This is a genomic window from Pseudoalteromonas sp. APC 3694 (assembly GCF_030407565.1).
Classification (GTDB): Bacteria; Pseudomonadota; Gammaproteobacteria; order Enterobacterales; family Alteromonadaceae; genus Pseudoalteromonas; species Pseudoalteromonas tetraodonis.
On the sequence record NZ_JASDDE010000033.1, the window covers coordinates 15,603 to 32,338 of the forward strand.

Sequence of the window (16,736 nt, forward strand, 5' to 3'; positions counted from 1 at the left end):
GGCTTACAGGCGTTTGTGGTTTAATTAATTAAGAACTCGCTGAGTATCTCAATCACTTCTTTTTCGTCATTATCCGACAACCCTAAAAATGGCCGTGCGGGTATGGCGGCTAAACGGGGGATCATATCGCTGGTGCCACCAAATTGATGAATAGCGCCGTACTCCATGTTTGTACCAAACTCTAGTGATTCGTCCCCGATGTTATAAGCGAGCGTGTCGCGCAGTATGTCGTTTAGCCTGAGTATTTTGTCTTTGTTCTTTTTTTTACTTTTAGCGTAGTCGGGGCTAAGTGCTTGCCATGGTGTGCCGTCGGGGCTGCGCTGCTCGTCAAAGTGATCGCGATGAGTAAGCATTAAGTGCTCGCCTACGTTGCCCAATGCGGGCGCTAGGTTATTGGCATTTTTAATAAGCTGGGTGAGCACATCGCTTACAGCTTGTGCGCCTTGAGTGCTTATTTGTATTTTAGCGCCTGCCATTACACTAGCCCCTCTTCAAAAGCTTGCATATGTGTTTGCTGGTCTAGCCCTGCGATTAGTGCAGGTAGTAGGTCGGCTATTTGGTCGGCTTCTTGGCCTTTGGCGCGTTTTTCAAGGTGTGCAAAATCGCGGCACGTTTGTATGGTGTATGGGTTTTGCTTTAGCAGCTGCTGCGCTTGTTGTAGTAATGTCATCGTCTTTTTTCCTGTGATTTAGCGGCATCGTTTACTAGTTGGTCTATCCAGCTTACTAGGTCGGGTTGCCATTTTTTAAGCTCTTTGCGAGCCAGCGCCCAGGCGGTAAATGCCTCGGCAAATTCTTCGTATTTGTTGGCGGCTCCGTAATAGGTTACGGGTAAGGCGTTTTTTAAAAAGGCCGGTGCGCCTGCGTAGTAATGCACTTGGTGCCCTAGTTCGTGTAGCCATGTGGCTACCACTGCGTGGGCTTCGTTTTTATCTAGTGCGTTAAGTGTACTTGATATTGTGTGATCGCGTTTTAAGGTTTGCCCATTGTGCTTAAAGCTGTACTTACCTGCGTTGTTAGCGGCAAGCCTTACGGTAAGTGCTGCGGTATCTTGCACGGCTTGCATGTCTACCTTGGCTAAGTTTTGGCTGGCTTTTACTTTTACCACTACATGCTCAAACCCCACTGAGGTAAACCCGCCTACCCGTTTAGGGCTTCGGGTTGCGTATTGCATACGGGCGTAAAAGTCGTCTACGCCTAAATACTCGCCTACCTCACTACGTATGGCTGCGTTTGCTTTAGAGCCTGCGCTCATTTCGTTACTTTTTACAAACAAGGTTTTAGTTTGCTTGGCGGTTAAAAAGCTGTTTAAGCCGTTAAGTACTTCGCTATCGAGCTGGGCTAATAGTGGGTCGAGCTTTAGTGCAGTAACGTTTTTAGCGGTGCTATAAGCCGATGGCACAATACGGCTTGCTTGGTAGTCTGCTACGCGCTGTGTAAGCGGTGGTTTGTCGGCCACTTGCTTTTTAGCCTGGCTTGTTAACTGCGCTGTATTTTTGGGGGTGTAGTCAAAGCCCGGATCAATACCGCGTGGTAGCTCAAACTCTTCGCCTGTTTTTTTGTTTGTCCAGGTGTAGTTACCCTCGTCGGGTGCGGTGCCTACAGTTAGGCCACGGCGTTTAAGCTCACGTTCGCTTAGGCTAAACTTTTTACATTTACAGCCCCAGCCATTTTGTGGGCTGTGGGTATCCCACCATGGATGATCAACCGGTAACACTAGGTTATTCCATTTTAAGTGCAGTACGCGCGGGGTTTCACTATCGCCGTGTTTGTATAGTGCATAAGGGCGGCTGGCTTTAAGGGTTTGTATTTGCCCCTCGCGCCCTGCGTTATAGGCTTGGCGTATATTGGTTTCGTATATTAACTGGCTGCGCCATGCAGGCTGGCCGTTGTGCTCCCAACCGTAACGCGATTTAATGTTATTAAATTCGTTTTGAAACCAGCCCAGGCTTTTACCCTCGCTTATGGCTTTGTCGACTGATGTGTAAAAGTCGTTAAGCATGTCGGCCTTAGTTACACCTGCTACCATAAATGCGCGGTTATGGGCGTTTTGCCATACATCATCCCAGCTGGTGCTGGGGGTGTTTAGCTTTTGCCTAAAAAAGCGTATGGCATCATCAAACGGTAATGAGCCGTATCTAACAGCCATTTAACGCCCCTCATCCACTTCTAGTGCGCCTAGTAATTCGCTGGCTGCCATGGCCTTTGCCATTAGCTCGCTAAAGCCCTCTGTGCTTATTTGTGGCTCTAGTTCTAGTATGCCGTCGCGGATTTCTTCTAAACTGCTGGCGTTTTTAACCAGCTCGGTTACGGCATCGCTCATGCTGTTTAAGTGAGTTTGTGCTTGTGCGGCCAGCTGCTCGGCTACTAGGTCGGCGTTATCTTTTTGCGGTGTATTTTTAAGCGCAGCAAACCCTTTTAGTGCGGCGCTTGGTTCGTTTGGTGCGGTAAGTGGTGCAATGCTTAAAATGGCCTCGCCCTTTTCTGGGAGTGGTATTTGGGTTTTTTCACTTACCCAGCTAACCGGCACTGGGTAGTTGGCCTCGGTGAGTATTTTAAGCGCAGGTGCGAGTACGGCTATGTCGTCGGCTTCGCTGGTGTCGAATTTAAAGCGCGGGATACGGCGCGCGCCTGAGTAGCTTTTAGAGTTAAGCGCGTGCATTGGGTAAATAATATCGCGCGTTATGGTGTTGGCTACTTGCTTTAAATCGCTTTCGGTTATGTCGTCTAGCACGTCCATATGAATGCTGCCTAGGGCGTTTGTGCTGGTTTTGCCATCGGCTTGGCTGGTGAGCGTTGCCCCTAATACGGCTTTGCTTTGGGTGGTTTCACACCACTTGATCATGGCTTCAAATGGGTCGGCTTGGCCGTTGGCTGCGTTTTGAAAGTCGATTTCCATGCCTTTAGGGATTATACCGCCTGCGTTATGGCCGATGCTAAGCACGGCACGTAACAGGGTGGCTTTTTCGTCTTCGCTGGCACCATTAGGGTATTTACCCAGGCGCAGCGGTAGGCCGTAAATTTCTAGGAATTCGGCAAGGTCGCGTATTGAATAGTTTTTAAATAAGTACGGCCATGCCACGGTTGATGTTAAACCGGTGCGGTGTATATAACCTGACTTACTGCGGTGAACGTGGGCACACCAACCAAACGGGTTTAGCGCTTGGCCTGTGTAGCTATTGTCGCGCAGCATAAGCTGATTGCGGTTATCTGGGTGGGTTTGAAATAGGTTTTGGTCGCGAAATTCGTAACCGGTAATAATATGCTCGCCGTTATCAAATGCCCAATTAAGCTCGTTACATGAAAACGATTTTAGTATGGCGTCGCTGCAATCAAATAGTAGGTCGTCTAGCCAGGTGGCATCTTCTAGTATTTCTTGAATTGCTGCGGCGTCTTTTTCTTCTTGCTCTGTGGCGTTGCGCGGTGGCTCTACTGACCAATCGTACTTAAGCCAGCCTCTGCGACGTTTGGTAAGTTCGCTAAATAGGTGGCCGTCTTTGTCTTCCATGTCTTTTGCTAGGTCGGCCATGGCTGATAAGTTACCTGCATCGGCATCTTTTAATAGTTGCGACAACTTAGCAGGGGTAAGCGCTTCGCTTGGATGCTCAGCATATTGGCGCATTAGCATGCCAATGCGGCTATCTTGCTGGGTTTGGGCTTGCTTAAAGTCGGTTGAATTTAGCGGGTTGCCGTGAATGTCTACTATTTGGTTCATGCGGTTACTCTTATGATGGGCTTAACGCTTAGCACGTATACGTCTAGCGTTTTAGTGTGTTGGTGGGCCTTGGCTAAATTGGCGGCGGTTATATCAAGCTGCTCTGCTTTGGCTGTAAATAGCGCTTGGTAAACGACTCTAAAACGTGGCATTACCAGGCTGCCTTACGATCACTTGCTAGGTCGTCGCTGTGGTCGGGGCGTAGACTGTTAGCGGCTTGCTGAGCTTTGCTAGGCAGTGGTGTGTATTCTATGGCGCTGCCGTCCATTTCGGCTGCCCGTATTAGCATGGCGATTGATACGGCGCTATCGCCATGGCGTTTGTTGCCATCGGTGCCAGTGTTTTTACCTTTATCTACCTGAGCAATACCGTTTTTAAGTTTAATTTGGCCTAGGTCGTCTAGTACGTCTTGGTCTTTTGGTAGCGTGATGTTGTTAGTTTCAAAGTAGTCTTTTAGTTTTGGCATCCACTCGCGATACCAGGCTTGTGATAAATGCACGCTATCTACTAGCTCGGTGCCGTATTTAAGGCTTGCTGCTTCGGCTAAGAAACCACCGTTACCTGTGGCGTCAAACGCTAGGCCGCGTAGTTTTGGTATGCGGTCACAAATATAGAGCATGATTTGCTTTTGCTGCTCGTAGGTGACGTTGCGCAGCTCGACCATAAAGGGCACGGTTAGGCTGGTGTCTTGGTTTATTTCACCAATACTGAATACGGTTAAATCGCCTTTGCGGGCAAAATCCTCACCAAAGGCATGGGTTAGATCAGGATTTAACCCACTGAGTAAATCATCACTATTTTGTTCAAGCCATGTGGCTACGTCTTTTACTCGCTGCTCTTCTGTCCAGCTTTCAAAGTCGGTGGGGGCTTCGTAGCGTATTACTTTGCAGTCGTCACTTAGGGCACGTTCACGCAGGCGTCGGCTTAGGTATTGGCCTGCGCCTTGGCTTGGTACGCAGTATAGCTCTTCGTTTGCGGCATCGGCCGTGGGGTAAAAATCAACTTGATTAGCTAGCCATTCGTCTTCTTTGGCTTGCGTCCACGTTTGCCCACTTACCAAACAAATGCGTTTATATAGACCGTGTTTAAGCGCTTTATCAATGGGGATATGATGCACGGAATACTTTTTAGTGCCGCGCCTTGCTTGGGTAATTAGGGTGTTAAATAGGTTATCTACGCCGTTATGGGTTGAAATAATACGTACTCGACCGCCCCACATGGTAAGGGCCATGGCAGCTTTTAGTACTTCGTCTAGCTTGTCGTGGAATGCGGCTTCGTCTATTACTACGTTGCCTTGACGGCCACGCAAGTTACGTGGATTGGAGCTGAGCGCTACAATTTTTTTACCGGTATTTGGGAATTTAATTTCAAAGGTGTTGATTGATCGCTTTGTGCCGTCTGGATCTTTTTCTTCAAATATGCCCTCTTCCACTTCGCCCATTACCATGTTGAGCTTTTGCGCCCAAAATGCACAGGCGTCTATAAACTCCTTAGCCATTTCTTTGTCTGAGCCAAGGTAATAGGTGTTCTGGCCGTTGGCGGTTGCTGCTGCGCTTAGTACGTCGTCTAGTGCTTCGGCAAAGGTTAACCCAGTACGGCGTGACTTTTCGGCAATTTTTACTATTGCGTTGTCTTCCATCCATGCTTTTTGATAGCCAAAAAGTATGTCTGTGCCCATGGCAACCGCTAACGAACCTGACACTTTGCTAAGCGGTAGCTCGTTGGTTTGGGTAACGCTTTGCGCGGTGCTAGTCATGCTTTAGCCCTAATATGTCGCGTTTGAAAAATGCCAGCATGTCGTCTGCGGTTTGCGGTAAGTTTTCGTTTTTAACCTTTTGGTCTAGGTCTTTGGCGAGCTTTTGCGCATAGGCTTTTTCGATTTCTTGCTGGCGTTTGTGTGCGGCCATAGCGGTTTGCTCTAGTCGCTGAGCTGCTAGCATGGCGTCTTTTATGGTGTCGATGTCTACTGCTGCGTCTTCGTCGGGGTTCATCATTTGTTGCTGCATAGCGCGGAACAGCTGAGAACGGCCCATTTCTAAAATAAGCTTGGTGGTATCGCCTGTGGGCTTTTCGCCAAGCTCTGCGGTAAGTGCTTTAGTTGACTCGCGCAGGTCGCGTAGCTTTTGGCCTATGGCTTCGGTTTTTTGTGCGTGGCGGCTTAGGCCACTGCGGCTAATGGTTGCGCCCTCGTCTAAGCCTGACTCAATAATAAGGGTATTTACGGCGTCGAGTATTTCGCCCTGGCTAAAGCGTTTGTCGCGTAGCATTGAGTCGAGCTGCTTTTTAATGTCTTCGGGCAGTAAATCAACTTTGCTGGGTTGGCCTCTGCGGATTGACTCGCTCATAGTTAACCTCGTGGCCCAGGGCGTTTAATGCCAGGTACTACACTTATGCCCTCGGCTACGTCGATGCCTGATTGCGTAATACGGGCTACCCATGTGTTTTCTGTGAGTTTATCGAGTGTTATATAGCCGTTTTGCTCTAACCAATTGAGTAAGGTTTTAAGCTGATCGCGACTGCAACCCAGTGCATAGCGCTGCAATACATCGGCTAGCATACTGGTGTTAGCGCCAAAATCGGCGGATTCTTTTAGCGTTATAAGTATGCTAATTCGTTGGTGCTCGGCTTGAACTTGTAACATTGCCATGGTGGTTTTTCCTGAATTAAATTTTGGTTAGCCTGCTCAGCTGTCGTTGCTGCGCGTGCCTCTGAGTTCGTTTTCCATTAGTAAGTCGGTTAAGCGTTTTATGTCGGTGAGCTGTGGGTTAAGGCCGTCTATTTTTACGCTTACTTCTAATAGGCGTTTGTCTAGGTCGTGTATGTCGTCGGCGTTGGGCAGGTCTTCTATTGTTTTTTCTACGGCACTTAAACGGCTTTCTAACGCTTTAGATACAACCTCATGGGTTGTTTTAGTTACAAAGGTGCTGCGCAACCATGCCAGTGCGCTTGCCCCAATAATGGCAATACCTACGGTTAAAAATGCTTTCCACCATTCCAATATAAAATCCATGCTAGCGCCTATAGTGCTGTTGTTGTATTTCAATGAGTGATTGGCAATCTACACAGGTACTACAGTTTTTAACCGCGTCACGGCGTTGTTTTGGTATGTCTATGCCACACTCTTGGCAGTGCATAAACGCTGCACCGGACGTATTTGCTTTTTCGCGCTGAATTGATAGCGCGGCATCGAGTAGGTGTTGTTCTATTTTTTGCGCGTCGTCTAATTTGCTCACTGCGGTTTCCTTACTTTTTCAATGACGTTTTTAATGCTTTGCTTAACGCTTGGCGCGGCTTTTTCAACTGAGCGGCCAATAACATAACCACCTATACCAAGTTGCAATAAATCCCATGCTTGCTCTGATAAGCGAAACGCTAATAGACCGAATGAATCAAGGCACACCAACACTAAGAACGTAAGCATGGTGATAGGCCGCCAGTTACGTTGAAGCCAGCTTTCACCTTTGGCCTCGGCGGTAATAATTTGCGATTGCGCCTCTAGCACTTTGCCTTGTAGCTCGACAATTTTGCCCTCAAGCTCTAGCACTTGGCTTTGACCTGCGTTTTCAATGCGCTTGAGTTCGTTGGTAACGGCTTGGCGTTCTTCGTCGCTGGTAAAGAGATCATCAATTAAATTGGTGATTGGCTCGACCACGTTAAACCAGTTTTTAATTGCCATTTTTATCTTCCTTACAAAGTCGGTGTTGGCGCTTGTGCTCTTTTTTAATTGCGTCCTGCAAGGCGTGCCATACCTGTTTAGCTTTGGGGTTGGCGTTTAACATTTTGTTGGTAAATGACTCGGGGTGTTGTGAGTTGTACTTTTTACCGGTGGCCTCTTCGTAACTTGGCTTAACTACCTGTTGCTCTATTTCGCTAAACACTAAGGTAAGCGCTAGCTCTTTAATAACGGTGTTTTGCGCTGTGGTAAGTGGTTTTACTTTAGCGGCCATTAGACTCTCCAAAGCGTTTTTTAAGGGCTTCACGGGCGTTTTTGTAGCTTTGCTGGCCGTCTACCCGTAGCTGTATATCGATGGCTCTTACTGATTGCCAGCCTTTATTAAAGTGGCTTTGCATGGTGCCGCAATGGCTGTGCATTGGTATTTTGCGGGGGTCGAATGGCATGTTGTGCATGCGCGCATCAACTTCTTGCTCCATGCGTTTCTCGCGACCTTTTTGATATGACCAATCCCAATTTTTACCCATTAGGCCACCCCGCTTAGCTGGTTTACTGCAAATTCGGTTACATGGGCTAGGCGGTTATACCAGCCCTCTAGGTTTGGCTTTTGGCTTGAGTCGTTTGCACAAATGCGGGCGTACTTACGGCCACGGTTTACGCTGAGCAATACGGTTAGGCTAAGGGCTGGACGCTGTAGGATAGCGGCTAGGGTTTTTGGCCCCATGCGACCATCGGGCTTTGAGTTGACTAATCGCTGGGTTAATTGGGTCATGGCGGGTGCGCCGTGCTGTACTGCGCCATCTAGCAGCATAAAGTCAACCCCTGCGGGGCTTTGCTCGCAGTGCATGGCACGCCAATAATCACGGTGATACAGGCTTAGCGCTTTAGCAAGCGTTAGGTTTTTAATATCTACAGTTGGGTAAGCGCGCTGGCTTATACCGTATTTGGTAAGGCCGCCACGGTCTGATGCTACGTTATTTAACCCACCATCGCTGCGCAAGCCTCCCTCCAAATACAAGATAGGTAATATGCACTGGGCAAATTTAAGCGAGTACGGGGCAAGCGCATTTTGCACTTCGGGCACTTGTTTAAAATAATTTAAGTTGAGTGGGTTGAATACGAACATACCGAAAAGCCTTGTTGTTTTTCGGTATTGTGGGGGGTTGTGCTTAGGTGTTGGCCGTGCGGGGTTTCGGGAAAGTTTAGTTAAAAAGTAGACAGATTTAATAAAGTTTTTTATGGTACTGCAAGTTAGCCATTTTCGCTAGTTACCATTTAAAAGGACTTAATTTATGAAATACCCAGCCTTTGTTTTAATCGCGTTGTTTTCACTTTCAAGCCATGCGGCTATTTATAAATGTGTTATTGATGATGTGCCCACATTTAGCCAAACCCCTTGCGCACCGGATGCTAAAGAGCTGCATTTAAAAGTAAGCAAAGCGCCAAGCCCTGGCGTTAGTCATTCTATTTTGCAGCAATGCACTGCGCTTGCAAAAAACAGCTATGCCTGGCGTGATCCCAATTCGTTTATTGTTGTGTCGCATGAAAAGCAATGGCGCGATGATGCAAGCGGGGCGCGATTAGTGTTAGCTATGCAAGTGAATGCTAAAAATGGTTATGGTGGGTATGGGGATTCTAAGCCGTTTAATTGCTTTTTAAACCACGGTGGCACGGGTTTAAGTACTGTTCAACACTGGATTAACTAGCAATAAAAAAGCCGCGTAAAGCGGCTTTTTGGTATTTCAAATTTGTGTACTGGTAATAATTGATGGGCGTTTAAATAATAATGCCCTAGTTTGTAGGTCTTCTATACTGGCTTTTCTGCCGTTAATTGATAACACTTTTATGCTACCGCTTTGATCTGTACTTTCTAATGTTTGGTAGCTCTCTTGCTCTTTGATGTTTTTTAACCAAGTGGCTGCGCGATTAGTTGACACTCCAAACACTTTAGCCAAGGCCAGTGAGTTATAGAACTGCTGGGTTTGTAGCATTTTTTCAGCGGCTTTGATTGTGCTGCTCATTGGCTTAGCTCCTTTAGCTTTTTTTGTAGTTCGGTAATGCCTCTTAGCAGCTCGTTTGGCTGGTGAATAAGCATAAACTCTAGGTCTTGTGCCTTTGTTTTTTCAAGCGCTGCGGTCGTTTTAGCTATGAGCGGTGCGCCTACTTCGTCTATGAATTTGTTTTCGTCTTGCATTACGTGCAGCTGTATTTGTATGTCGGTGTGCTGTTCTTGCAGTGTGCCCAGTAGTACGTAATTGTTTGGGTGCTTACCCTCTAACATATCAACTATTAGGGTATCTACGTACTCTTCGGCCTCGGCGGCTACGTTGACCGCTTCGCTCATTGGGGCTTTTTTGGCTGGGTTGCTCATTAAAATAATCTCCTTTGGCGGCGCTCGGTTTCTACAATGCGCTGGTGCTGGATTATTTCAGCTATACGGCGCTCTGTTAGTTTAAATTTATTGGCAAGCTGCTCTATGTTGTTGCCTTTGTATTCTTGCCATATTTGTATATCGCGCAGGGCTGCTTTTAGGCGTTGGTCGGTGGGTATGTATACGTCGCGCCCACCAAAATAATGGCCTATTGCTAGGGTTATGGCTTCGCCTACCCCTTGCGGGTTGTTTACGCTGGCCTTGGTTAGTTGGGTTTCAATAAGCAATGCAAGCGATTGTAGGTTGCTAGGCCAGCGTTTACGTACTTCGGCTGCATCCTCAGTAGATAGCTTGCTTAGGCAGTCTTGCAGCTGCTCTACGCTTTCGCCAAAAAGCTCTGATTGTTGTTCGCTCATACACCACCTCGGTTATATCTCATTGATAAAAATGAAAGTTCATATGAAAATTCATCAAGATCGCTTTTAGCCTTATTTTCAGCGTCAAATACTTTATTGGCATCTTTTTCCATTAAGTTAATTGCTGTTTTTTCTTGGCTTGCTAACTCTTCAAATTTATTAATGTTTTTTTCATACCCACCTGTATTTAAAATGTCAGCGGCTTTACGCCTTGCCTCCATCATTATTGATGGTGCATTTATAAAGTCCTCTGATAACTGGGCTGCTTTTTGAGCTTTAAGCGTTAAACGCTTTTGCTCTTTTTCTAAGGCTTGCAGTACAAGCTTTTGGCCTGTTCTCATTTGTCCTCCTTATTCACTTTTGCGCCGTAGCGGTTCATTTGCTCTAAATAGGCTTGGTGGTTTTGTTGCTCACTCATTTCTAAGCCCTGGCGTTTTATTTCCATACTGCGGCTACGTTCTGCTGCGGTTGGCTGCACTATTTGCTCTAGTGAGGTGGTGAGCACTTGTTTTAAGTAGTTATGGTTTGCAAGCGGCTTAATGTTTGGCTGGCCTACTCGCTTTGCCATGATTGAATTGGTGGTTTGCTCCATAGCGTGGCCCAGTGCCGCTACGTTCTCGGTTAGGGCAAGTACTTCATGGGCTAGCTTTACTGCACGTGTGGCACTTAAGTCCTGCTTTGCTGGGCGAAACAGGGCTAAGTAACCGACCAATGCCTGGGCTGTGCGCTTGTTGATGCTGGCTACGATGCTTAATAGCTCTTTGCCTGCGTCGTCTTGCACTAGCTGATCTAGGCTTAGGTGGCTTTTACACACGGGGCAACGGGTTAATTTCATTGGTGCTGATCTCAAATATGTTGCATACGGCTTGGTATGATTTATGGGGTACGGTGCTAAGCGGTATTGGCCGTGCGTAGGTTTGGCCTGATACAAGGCAGTTAAATGCTTCGTACGCTTGCATGTTGTTTGCTTTTAAATGCGCTACCATTTCGCGTTTATGCCATTTTTTAAGCGGCTCTAGCACTTGTATGGCTTGCGTGAGCGTTAAAAACTGGGTGTGGTAACTGACGTTTTCGCCCACCTTGGCACGATTTAGCATGCGGTTTACGTAGGCGTCTAGCGCGGTTTCTGAGCCATCGCGCACAAAGCTTTGTTTGTGCATGGTGATCCAAATTGCGCGGATTTTGTTTATTTCGCCTAATTGCTTTGGTGACGATTTAGGGCTTAAACGGCGTTTAGCCTTTGTTTTAAACCCTGCTTTTTTAAAGTGGTCTAACACTTTGTTTAGCTCGGGTAGGCTCATTTGGCTGCATGACGTTTTACCTACTGAGCCGAGTAATGCGGCGCGGTAGGTGTCGTCGTCTAGCCCTAGTTGCCCTTTTGCTATGTGAATTAGCTGTATTAGCTTTGCTTTAGTCATTTTTAAACTCTTCTAGCTGCGCACGTAGGGCTAAGTAGCCTTGGCCTATTAGCTCGGCTTCTTGGTCTGTAAATACGCTGGTGTCTACTGCTAGCTTGTGTGAGCACTCTAAAAACTTAACTAGGGCAACAAGCTGTCTTAGCTCTAATTCTGGTTTTACGATATAGGCCATGTGACCTCCTTTTGTTGTTTGCTGTTTATCAAAGTGCTTTTGCTTTGGGTAAAACACTTTGATAAAAAGCCGCGTCCGTGCGCGCTTTTTGGTTACTTAATTAGGCTTTGTGGTTGGGCCTAATGTTGTTGGGTTTACACTTACCAGTTGGCTTTGCACTACAAAGGTGATGTTTTGAAATACAAAGTTAATGCTTACTGGTTCTTTACTTTGAGCGACCTGATTTACGATGTTTTGTAGCTCGCTGTGTTCGCTTACTTGAATTGTTATGCCTTCCATGAATTGCTCCTTATAGCTTGGCTATGTCGAGTGATATAGCGTGTTCGTGCTCGCCTATGGTTTCGTAAAAACGAATAAAGCGGGTTGAGTCCATTACCAGTATTGAGTCGGCTATAATGTCCATTGCACGCTGCCATTTGCCGCTGTCGTCGCTGATTTTAAGGCGGCGTAGCCCTAGCACTTTTTGCACACTCACCTTGCCTTTTTTGTCGGTGGCAAAGGTTTGTTCAATAATGAGTTTGAGGTTTTCGTTTGCGCCCTCACTCCATTCGTTTAGGCATTCGTCTATTAGCTCTTTTGCTACTAATAGCTCGGGGCCAAGCTCTATGCTTTCTTGCACTTGGAGGGTTACTTTTTGTTTGTGATCAAAACTGCGTAGCGTGACGTTACCTTTAGTGCCGCCCAACTCTACCGCGTACTCTTGCGCCAGTAGGGCTATGAATGCGTCAAACTCGCTCATTTGCTGCTTTTTAAACTCAGCTAGTGCTTTGCTTTGCTCTTTGGCTTTAGCTATGGCTGATTGCACAAATTCATGGCGAATTATGTCGGCTGGGCGTATAGCTTTAACTGGCACCTGGTGGCCTTTTTGATTAATTAAAAATTCTTGTGGCATAGTGGTTATCTCTCTATAAAAATGATGATTTGGCCGTGTAATTTGGCTGGACGAACTTGTCGCGTTCGCCCGTTTTTTGTTTCGGTTATTACGGGTAAGTGTGCTGGGGCTTGGCCTGCCACTTCGATTACATGGCGGCTAAAGCCTTTGTGTGAGCTGATAATTTGCAGCCCTTGTTTTTGTAACTCTTTTAGTGCGTTGCGTAGTTGCATAGTTATTTACTCCCGCATAATTTTGAGTGTGGGCAACCGTTACGGCAGGCTCTATATAGCGCTACGCGTACATGGTTGGTTGCTGCGAACTTTCTGTTTTGATGTTCTAGGCATTCGTTCAGCGGTATTTCGTCCAAGATTGGGCAAGTTACTGTTGATGCCATAAATACACCCTCTACACGCTGCTGTATTACGTGTGTAGAGGCTTTGTATTTGTCGTTTACTACTTGGCTTACTGTGGCTTTACTTACGCCTAGTTTTTCGGCAACGCTGCGCATGCCTTGCTTTGCTACTTCGTCTTTTAAAACGTGTAGCCAGTTAGTTGTTGAAGTCATGCGCTTCTCCCAGTGTGACGGGGGCTATTTTTACGGTTTTACGTTGCACGGCGTTAAACTCAACTAGCTCGTTTGTGTTTGGGTCAAATACGCCTGTTGCTTTTGGAACGGGGCGTTTAGGACCGGTATTTTTAAGCATGCGGTATATGGTTGTCTCTCCTGCTCGCTCAATGACTGAGCCTGTGCGCGGGGCTGATTTGACAACAAATATGTACCCTGCTTTTTTTAAAATTGAGATATATGAACGCGCAGAGGCTACCGATATGTCGGCGGTGCTTGCTACTTGCCCTGCGTCAAATTCATTTAGGATTCGCATTGATTGCCACATGCGCTGTCTCCCTGAGTTTTTTTGTTTTGCATCACTGTTATTGACTTGTTTAAACGGCTTGTATTGGGCGTTTAAAACGGTGTAGGTGATGTGTTCGTAATCAACATTTTCGGCTATGGCCTTTGCTGCGATTAGGCGTTTTGCAAAGGCTTTTAAGCTGTCGAGTGTTGTGTGCTCTATGGCATCGCGCACTTGTTGCAATGAGAATGTTTTTAGGATTCTCATTGCTTGCCATGCGTCTTGTAGTTGTGGGCGGCTCACTGAATCTCTCCTTACGCTTTTTTAAGGAAAAATTCTTTAGAACCCCACTGCTGTAGGTCGATGCTCGTTAGGCCGTTTGCCAGTGCAAAGGCTTCTATTTTTGATAGTCCTGTGATGATGCGACGCACCTCGCCGTCGGTGTCGCTAAGCAGCTGGCTTAGTAGGTCGTCTTGTATTGTGAGCGTTGGCTCTATGACTGCATTGACGATAATTTGCAGGTCTTCGCGTTGGGTTGGCTGGAACTCTAGCCATTCTGATATACGGTTATAAAATTGACGGTGACGCTGTAATTTGCGGCGCACTGACTCCATGCCAATAAGTACTACTGGGCAGTTGGTTAGGTCGTGAATATCGCGCACGATTTCTAGGGTGTTTTTGTCGTTTAATAGGTAGTCGGCTTCGTCTATAAACAGTGGGCGATTGTGTATTGCCATGTGCTCTATGATGTAGTTAAGCATGGCTTCACGGGTGTAAATGTCTGGGCCGCTTAGCTCTTTAACTATTTGGCGTAAAAGCTGCGCTAATGTCATGCCTGATGTGGCACGTATGTAGATGCCGTCGCAGCGGTTAACCAACCATGCTGTTGCGGTGGTTTTACCAAGACCTGGATCGCCGTAAATAAGGCCAATACCTGGTACGCCATGAGCGCGCTGGTTTAGCGCTTCTACCATCATTTGTGTGGCTACTACGTTGCTTACGATTGCTATTTTAGTTTTCATGCTTTATTCCTTTACTGTTTGTGTAATTTTGTGGTTGCAGCAGGTGCTGCGTTCATGTCGCTTAGTAGGTCGTCTAGGCGTTTTGATGATGCGCGATTGTTTTGCTCCCATGTGTTTAACCAGGTTGCATCTGATTCGCTTAACTGATTTGTTAGGCGTTGTTTTTTATGAAACATGGCTTTGCTTTGTGGGTTGTCGAATAGCGGCGTTGGGTTGACGTTTGCTATGGCGGTTTCAATTTCTAACTGCTTACGGCGTTTTTCAAATTCGCTTAATTGCTCGTCGCTAAAGCCGACTGTTGGCTTGCTGTCGAGCGCTTTTGTGGCTGACTGCGTTATGACATTGGTGTGTTCAACCGACTGTTTAGGCAGTGTTGCAAGCGCTTTGTTTTGGGTTGTGTAATGCCCTAGCACTTCGTTTGCTATGTCTGATACGTTGACGCTTTTAGCGGTTTTTTTAAGCTCTTTTAGCTTGCGTGATGTTTCGGCTGATTGGCTGCGTTTTGCATGGTGTGCGACGTCTTGGCGTGTCATGCCTGCTGATTGAATTTCGTGGTCTACTGCGATACAGATAAACTCGTTATTCATGCGATTAAATACGTAAATACGGCCTACGTTTTTAGGGTCCCATTTGCATAGCACTTCATCACCTACGATTGCGCCCAGTTCTGGGGCTATATAGAATCCGCCACTTAGTTTAATGCCCTCTTTACCTACTATGCGTAAACCACGATTTGACGGTATTGGCTGTAGCATTACATCTAGTAAACGCTCGTCTTTGATCACTTTGATTTGGTCGCGACTTGCTGCGAATAAATCGAATGGTGTTTTGTTGCCTATGTTGCTGTGCGGCTTGTGGTGGTAACGGCTGTCTATCCAGTTATCTACGAACTCTTGCAGCTGTTGGGCTGTCATGTTGATTTCGATAGCTGATTTATCACCGCCCTGCTTTGCTAATAAACGCTGTGCAAAGGTTTTGCGCGCTTCTATTGCTTGGCGTTCTGACACGTTGTGACCTATGTAACCGGTTAATAGCTCGGCTATATCGTGCGAGAACGTTTTGAAAAAGCGCTCTATGTAGGGCTTTTCTTCACCTGAAAACGGGCGTGTTGTTTCGTGCTTTATGTCGAGCGCGTCAAACACACTTTTGATTTGTATTGAGGTGTAGTCTTTACCGTTATCGGTGCGGGCTATTTCGGGTATGCCCCAATCGAGTATTGCTTTACGGATAACTAAACAGATACCGGTGCTGTCACTGGTTGGGTGAATTACGACTTTTGCACGGCGGCTAAATACGTCGATAATTCCGATTAGTGAGTGGCGGCCATCGGTTAGCATTACGTCTGATGGGGTTGAATCGAACTCCCACAATTGGTTAAGACGTTTTACGTTTTCGTCCATTTTACCCATGGCGCTCATATACTTGTTTTTCCAAGCATCTGGGTTTGCCATTTTGGTATAAAGTGCGCTGTTTTCGCGCTTCCAACGTGTTAGCCAATCGCGGATTGTGGTTTCTGCTGGTAACGATTTACCTACTTGATAAAAACGAGCAATTAAGCCCTCTTTTATTTGGGTGGCTTTTACGTGTGGGTATTCGTAGATCATTGCTATGCAAAAATCGGCTAGCTCTTTGTCTGAGTCGATGATTGATTTGCCGGTACGCTTAGGCTTTAAAGCTAGCCCTGCTATGCCTTTTTCAGCTACGGTTTTTTGCCAGCGTATTAATGAATTACGCGACACTGACGGTATAACAGATTTACACTCTAATACGTCTTCAATTAAACCTTGGTTATAGCGTTCGCTAAATAGTTTTAAGCCAACAATTTTGCCTAGTTTATTTGCATTTATATATGCGTCTGCTGCATTTAATATTTGCACTTTGGCGCTTGCTTTTGGATCGATTTTTTCTAATCCGGCTAAGGTTTTTAGGTTTGATTGGCGTTGGTGGTCAATTAAATCTTTGTCTAGGCTGTTCACTTTTTCGTTAACAGCTAGGTAAGATGCACCACTTTTTGACGCTGGTGTATCCATTGATTTAATAATAGCCTCTTCAACTTGTATACGAACATATACAGGTAAATCGCTAAGCGCGTATTTTCGCACTTTGCCACCACGGCTAGGTACTTCTGTAAAAGGCCAGTTTTCGTTTTTAGCTTTGATTTGAATGCTGCGCTTACTAAATAGTAAGTAATCAGCAAGTTGTTTAGCTGTGTAGAGTTCCATAAT

The 16,736-nt window shown here is 46.3% G+C and carries 29 protein-coding genes; 1 reads left to right on the forward strand and 28 read right to left on the reverse strand.

Annotated elements, in window-relative coordinates; all coding sequences use genetic code 11:
• Positions 1 to 20: 20 nt before the first annotated feature.
• The 14 genes from QMA00_RS12145 to QMA00_RS12210 are packed head-to-tail and all read right to left on the reverse strand — an operon-like array spanning position 21 to position 8,513.
• Entirely contained in the window at positions 21 to 476 is a 456-nt protein-coding gene (locus QMA00_RS12145; protein WP_290157445.1) for a phage virion morphogenesis protein, read from the reverse strand.
• On the reverse strand, positions 476 to 670 hold the full coding sequence (locus QMA00_RS12150; protein WP_290157447.1) for a hypothetical protein: 195 nt from the start codon (positions 668 to 670) through the stop codon (positions 476 to 478). Before QMA00_RS12150 ends, QMA00_RS12145 begins: the two co-directional genes overlap by 1 nt.
• Positions 667 to 2,148, reverse strand: coding sequence for a phage minor head protein (locus tag QMA00_RS12155; RefSeq protein WP_290157449.1), 1,482 nt, complete (start codon positions 2,146 to 2,148; stop codon positions 667 to 669). The genes QMA00_RS12150 and QMA00_RS12155 overlap by 4 nt, the downstream gene beginning before the upstream one ends.
• Positions 2,149 to 3,714 (reverse strand): DUF935 domain-containing protein, encoded by a 1,566-nt coding sequence (locus tag QMA00_RS12160; RefSeq protein ID WP_290157450.1) that lies wholly within the window; start codon positions 3,712 to 3,714, stop codon positions 2,149 to 2,151.
• On the reverse strand, positions 3,711 to 3,866 hold the full coding sequence (locus QMA00_RS12165) for a hypothetical protein (RefSeq protein WP_290157452.1): 156 nt from the start codon (positions 3,864 to 3,866) through the stop codon (positions 3,711 to 3,713). Before QMA00_RS12165 ends, QMA00_RS12160 begins: the two co-directional genes overlap by 4 nt.
• On the reverse strand, positions 3,866 to 5,470 hold the full coding sequence (locus QMA00_RS12170) for a terminase family protein (RefSeq protein ID WP_290157454.1): 1,605 nt from the start codon (positions 5,468 to 5,470) through the stop codon (positions 3,866 to 3,868). Before QMA00_RS12170 ends, QMA00_RS12165 begins: the two co-directional genes overlap by 1 nt.
• Entirely contained in the window at positions 5,463 to 6,059 is a 597-nt protein-coding gene (locus QMA00_RS12175) for a DUF3486 family protein (RefSeq protein ID WP_002960376.1), read from the reverse strand. The genes QMA00_RS12170 and QMA00_RS12175 overlap by 8 nt, the downstream gene beginning before the upstream one ends.
• 2 nt (positions 6,060 to 6,061) lie before the next feature.
• Positions 6,062 to 6,361: a hypothetical protein gene (locus QMA00_RS12180; RefSeq protein ID WP_024606090.1), complete on the reverse strand. Its 300-nt coding sequence runs from the start codon at positions 6,359 to 6,361 to the stop codon at positions 6,062 to 6,064.
• A 36-nt stretch (positions 6,362 to 6,397) separates the two neighbouring features.
• Positions 6,398 to 6,724, reverse strand: coding sequence for a DUF2730 family protein (locus QMA00_RS12185; RefSeq protein WP_198523392.1), 327 nt, complete (start codon positions 6,722 to 6,724; stop codon positions 6,398 to 6,400).
• Between the two features lies 1 nt (position 6,725).
• A complete protein-coding gene (locus QMA00_RS12190; protein ID WP_138764257.1) occupies positions 6,726 to 6,947 on the reverse strand; it encodes a TraR/DksA C4-type zinc finger protein in 222 nt (73 codons plus the stop codon).
• Positions 6,944 to 7,390: a 3TM-type holin gene (locus tag QMA00_RS12195; RefSeq protein ID WP_290157461.1), complete on the reverse strand. Its 447-nt coding sequence runs from the start codon at positions 7,388 to 7,390 to the stop codon at positions 6,944 to 6,946. The genes QMA00_RS12190 and QMA00_RS12195 overlap by 4 nt, the downstream gene beginning before the upstream one ends.
• A complete protein-coding gene (locus QMA00_RS12200) occupies positions 7,380 to 7,661 on the reverse strand; it encodes a hypothetical protein (protein ID WP_290157463.1) in 282 nt (93 codons plus the stop codon). The genes QMA00_RS12195 and QMA00_RS12200 overlap by 11 nt, the downstream gene beginning before the upstream one ends.
• Entirely contained in the window at positions 7,651 to 7,914 is a 264-nt protein-coding gene (locus QMA00_RS12205) for a hypothetical protein (protein WP_290157465.1), read from the reverse strand. The genes QMA00_RS12200 and QMA00_RS12205 overlap by 11 nt, the downstream gene beginning before the upstream one ends.
• Positions 7,914 to 8,513: a glycosyl hydrolase 108 family protein gene (locus QMA00_RS12210; RefSeq protein WP_290157466.1), complete on the reverse strand. Its 600-nt coding sequence runs from the start codon at positions 8,511 to 8,513 to the stop codon at positions 7,914 to 7,916. Before QMA00_RS12210 ends, QMA00_RS12205 begins: the two co-directional genes overlap by 1 nt.
• Before the next feature lie 166 nt (positions 8,514 to 8,679).
• Between QMA00_RS12210 and QMA00_RS12215 the strand changes: the two genes are divergently transcribed.
• Positions 8,680 to 9,093: a DUF4124 domain-containing protein gene (locus tag QMA00_RS12215; protein WP_290157468.1), complete on the forward strand. Its 414-nt coding sequence runs from the start codon at positions 8,680 to 8,682 to the stop codon at positions 9,091 to 9,093.
• A 36-nt stretch (positions 9,094 to 9,129) separates the two neighbouring features.
• Here the strand turns inward: QMA00_RS12215 and QMA00_RS12220 are convergent, their stop codons facing one another.
• The 14 genes from QMA00_RS12220 to QMA00_RS12285 all read right to left on the reverse strand — a co-directional run bounded on the left by QMA00_RS12220 (position 9,130) and on the right by QMA00_RS12285 (position 16,733).
• A complete protein-coding gene (locus QMA00_RS12220) occupies positions 9,130 to 9,408 on the reverse strand; it encodes a hypothetical protein (protein ID WP_290157470.1) in 279 nt (92 codons plus the stop codon).
• Positions 9,405 to 9,758, reverse strand: a complete 354-nt coding sequence (locus QMA00_RS12225; RefSeq protein ID WP_290157471.1) for a hypothetical protein — start codon at positions 9,756 to 9,758, stop codon at positions 9,405 to 9,407. Before QMA00_RS12225 ends, QMA00_RS12220 begins: the two co-directional genes overlap by 4 nt.
• Positions 9,758 to 10,174: a Mor transcription activator family protein gene (locus QMA00_RS12230; RefSeq protein WP_138764266.1), complete on the reverse strand. Its 417-nt coding sequence runs from the start codon at positions 10,172 to 10,174 to the stop codon at positions 9,758 to 9,760. Before QMA00_RS12230 ends, QMA00_RS12225 begins: the two co-directional genes overlap by 1 nt.
• Positions 10,171 to 10,515 (reverse strand): hypothetical protein, encoded by a 345-nt coding sequence (locus tag QMA00_RS12235; RefSeq protein WP_290157474.1) that lies wholly within the window; start codon positions 10,513 to 10,515, stop codon positions 10,171 to 10,173. Before QMA00_RS12235 ends, QMA00_RS12230 begins: the two co-directional genes overlap by 4 nt.
• The gene (locus QMA00_RS12240; protein ID WP_138764268.1) at positions 10,512 to 11,009 is read right to left on the reverse strand and encodes a hypothetical protein; all 498 of its coding nucleotides are present in this window, start codon (positions 11,007 to 11,009) and stop codon (positions 10,512 to 10,514) included. The genes QMA00_RS12235 and QMA00_RS12240 overlap by 4 nt, the downstream gene beginning before the upstream one ends.
• On the reverse strand, positions 10,981 to 11,592 hold the full coding sequence (locus tag QMA00_RS12245; RefSeq protein WP_290157476.1) for a regulatory protein GemA: 612 nt from the start codon (positions 11,590 to 11,592) through the stop codon (positions 10,981 to 10,983). Before QMA00_RS12245 ends, QMA00_RS12240 begins: the two co-directional genes overlap by 29 nt.
• Positions 11,585 to 11,764 carry a hypothetical protein gene (locus QMA00_RS12250; RefSeq protein WP_290157477.1) on the reverse strand — a complete coding sequence of 60 codons (180 nt, stop codon included), beginning with the start codon at positions 11,762 to 11,764 and terminating at the stop codon, positions 11,585 to 11,587. Before QMA00_RS12250 ends, QMA00_RS12245 begins: the two co-directional genes overlap by 8 nt.
• 96 nt (positions 11,765 to 11,860) lie before the next feature.
• Positions 11,861 to 12,043: a hypothetical protein gene (locus tag QMA00_RS12255; protein ID WP_002960355.1), complete on the reverse strand. Its 183-nt coding sequence runs from the start codon at positions 12,041 to 12,043 to the stop codon at positions 11,861 to 11,863.
• A 10-nt stretch (positions 12,044 to 12,053) separates the two neighbouring features.
• Positions 12,054 to 12,656 carry a DUF3164 family protein gene (locus QMA00_RS12260; RefSeq protein WP_290157478.1) on the reverse strand — a complete coding sequence of 201 codons (603 nt, stop codon included), beginning with the start codon at positions 12,654 to 12,656 and terminating at the stop codon, positions 12,054 to 12,056.
• A gap of 5 nt (positions 12,657 to 12,661) precedes the next feature.
• Positions 12,662 to 12,868, reverse strand: a complete 207-nt coding sequence (locus QMA00_RS12265; RefSeq protein WP_290157479.1) for a hypothetical protein — start codon at positions 12,866 to 12,868, stop codon at positions 12,662 to 12,664.
• A gap of 2 nt (positions 12,869 to 12,870) precedes the next feature.
• Positions 12,871 to 13,203, reverse strand: a complete 333-nt coding sequence (locus QMA00_RS12270) for a LacI family DNA-binding transcriptional regulator (protein WP_290157480.1) — start codon at positions 13,201 to 13,203, stop codon at positions 12,871 to 12,873.
• On the reverse strand, positions 13,187 to 13,792 hold the full coding sequence (locus tag QMA00_RS12275; protein WP_290157481.1) for a hypothetical protein: 606 nt from the start codon (positions 13,790 to 13,792) through the stop codon (positions 13,187 to 13,189). Before QMA00_RS12275 ends, QMA00_RS12270 begins: the two co-directional genes overlap by 17 nt.
• Before the next feature lie 11 nt (positions 13,793 to 13,803).
• Entirely contained in the window at positions 13,804 to 14,511 is a 708-nt protein-coding gene (locus QMA00_RS12280) for an ATP-binding protein (RefSeq protein ID WP_138607657.1), read from the reverse strand.
• 11 nt (positions 14,512 to 14,522) lie between these two features.
• Positions 14,523 to 16,733 carry a DDE-type integrase/transposase/recombinase gene (locus tag QMA00_RS12285; protein ID WP_290157482.1) on the reverse strand — a complete coding sequence of 737 codons (2,211 nt, stop codon included), beginning with the start codon at positions 16,731 to 16,733 and terminating at the stop codon, positions 14,523 to 14,525.
• Positions 16,734 to 16,736: the final 3 nt, after the last annotated feature.

Coding starts and splice junctions, on each gene's coding strand:
- QMA00_RS12230 (WP_138764266.1), bottom strand. CDS start 10,174: ATGAGCGAACAACAATCAGAGCTTTTTGGCGAAAGCGTAGAGCAGCTG.
- QMA00_RS12200 (WP_290157463.1), bottom strand. CDS start 7,661: ATGGCCGCTAAAGTAAAACCACTTACCACAGCGCAAAACACCGTTATT.
- QMA00_RS12195 (WP_290157461.1), bottom strand. CDS start 7,390: ATGGCAATTAAAAACTGGTTTAACGTGGTCGAGCCAATCACCAATTTA.
- QMA00_RS12270 (WP_290157480.1), bottom strand. CDS start 13,203: ATGACTTCAACAACTAACTGGCTACACGTTTTAAAAGACGAAGTAGCA.
- QMA00_RS12265 (WP_290157479.1), bottom strand. CDS start 12,868: ATGCAACTACGCAACGCACTAAAAGAGTTACAAAAACAAGGGCTGCAA.
- QMA00_RS12180 (WP_024606090.1), bottom strand. CDS start 6,361: ATGGCAATGTTACAAGTTCAAGCCGAGCACCAACGAATTAGCATACTT.
- QMA00_RS12170 (WP_290157454.1), bottom strand. CDS start 5,470: ATGACTAGCACCGCGCAAAGCGTTACCCAAACCAACGAGCTACCGCTT.
- QMA00_RS12245 (WP_290157476.1), bottom strand. CDS start 11,592: ATGACTAAAGCAAAGCTAATACAGCTAATTCACATAGCAAAAGGGCAA.
- QMA00_RS12280 (WP_138607657.1), bottom strand. CDS start 14,511: ATGAAAACTAAAATAGCAATCGTAAGCAACGTAGTAGCCACACAAATG.
- QMA00_RS12160 (WP_290157450.1), bottom strand. CDS start 3,714: ATGAACCAAATAGTAGACATTCACGGCAACCCGCTAAATTCAACCGAC.
- QMA00_RS12175 (WP_002960376.1), bottom strand. CDS start 6,059: ATGAGCGAGTCAATCCGCAGAGGCCAACCCAGCAAAGTTGATTTACTG.
- QMA00_RS12210 (WP_290157466.1), bottom strand. CDS start 8,513: ATGTTCGTATTCAACCCACTCAACTTAAATTATTTTAAACAAGTGCCC.
- QMA00_RS12185 (WP_198523392.1), bottom strand. CDS start 6,724: ATGGATTTTATATTGGAATGGTGGAAAGCATTTTTAACCGTAGGTATT.
- QMA00_RS12285 (WP_290157482.1), bottom strand. CDS start 16,733: ATGGAACTCTACACAGCTAAACAACTTGCTGATTACTTACTATTTAGT.
- QMA00_RS12225 (WP_290157471.1), bottom strand. CDS start 9,758: ATGAGCAACCCAGCCAAAAAAGCCCCAATGAGCGAAGCGGTCAACGTA.
- QMA00_RS12240 (WP_138764268.1), bottom strand. CDS start 11,009: ATGAAATTAACCCGTTGCCCCGTGTGTAAAAGCCACCTAAGCCTAGAT.
- QMA00_RS12145 (WP_290157445.1), bottom strand. CDS start 476: ATGGCAGGCGCTAAAATACAAATAAGCACTCAAGGCGCACAAGCTGTA.
- QMA00_RS12165 (WP_290157452.1), bottom strand. CDS start 3,866: ATGCCACGTTTTAGAGTCGTTTACCAAGCGCTATTTACAGCCAAAGCA.
- QMA00_RS12235 (WP_290157474.1), bottom strand. CDS start 10,515: ATGAGAACAGGCCAAAAGCTTGTACTGCAAGCCTTAGAAAAAGAGCAA.
- QMA00_RS12205 (WP_290157465.1), bottom strand. CDS start 7,914: ATGGGTAAAAATTGGGATTGGTCATATCAAAAAGGTCGCGAGAAACGC.
- QMA00_RS12255 (WP_002960355.1), bottom strand. CDS start 12,043: ATGGAAGGCATAACAATTCAAGTAAGCGAACACAGCGAGCTACAAAAC.
- QMA00_RS12250 (WP_290157477.1), bottom strand. CDS start 11,764: ATGGCCTATATCGTAAAACCAGAATTAGAGCTAAGACAGCTTGTTGCC.
- QMA00_RS12215 (WP_290157468.1), top strand. CDS start 8,680: ATGAAATACCCAGCCTTTGTTTTAATCGCGTTGTTTTCACTTTCAAGC.
- QMA00_RS12260 (WP_290157478.1), bottom strand. CDS start 12,656: ATGCCACAAGAATTTTTAATTAATCAAAAAGGCCACCAGGTGCCAGTT.
- QMA00_RS12155 (WP_290157449.1), bottom strand. CDS start 2,148: ATGGCTGTTAGATACGGCTCATTACCGTTTGATGATGCCATACGCTTT.
- QMA00_RS12150 (WP_290157447.1), bottom strand. CDS start 670: ATGACATTACTACAACAAGCGCAGCAGCTGCTAAAGCAAAACCCATAC.
- QMA00_RS12220 (WP_290157470.1), bottom strand. CDS start 9,408: ATGAGCAGCACAATCAAAGCCGCTGAAAAAATGCTACAAACCCAGCAG.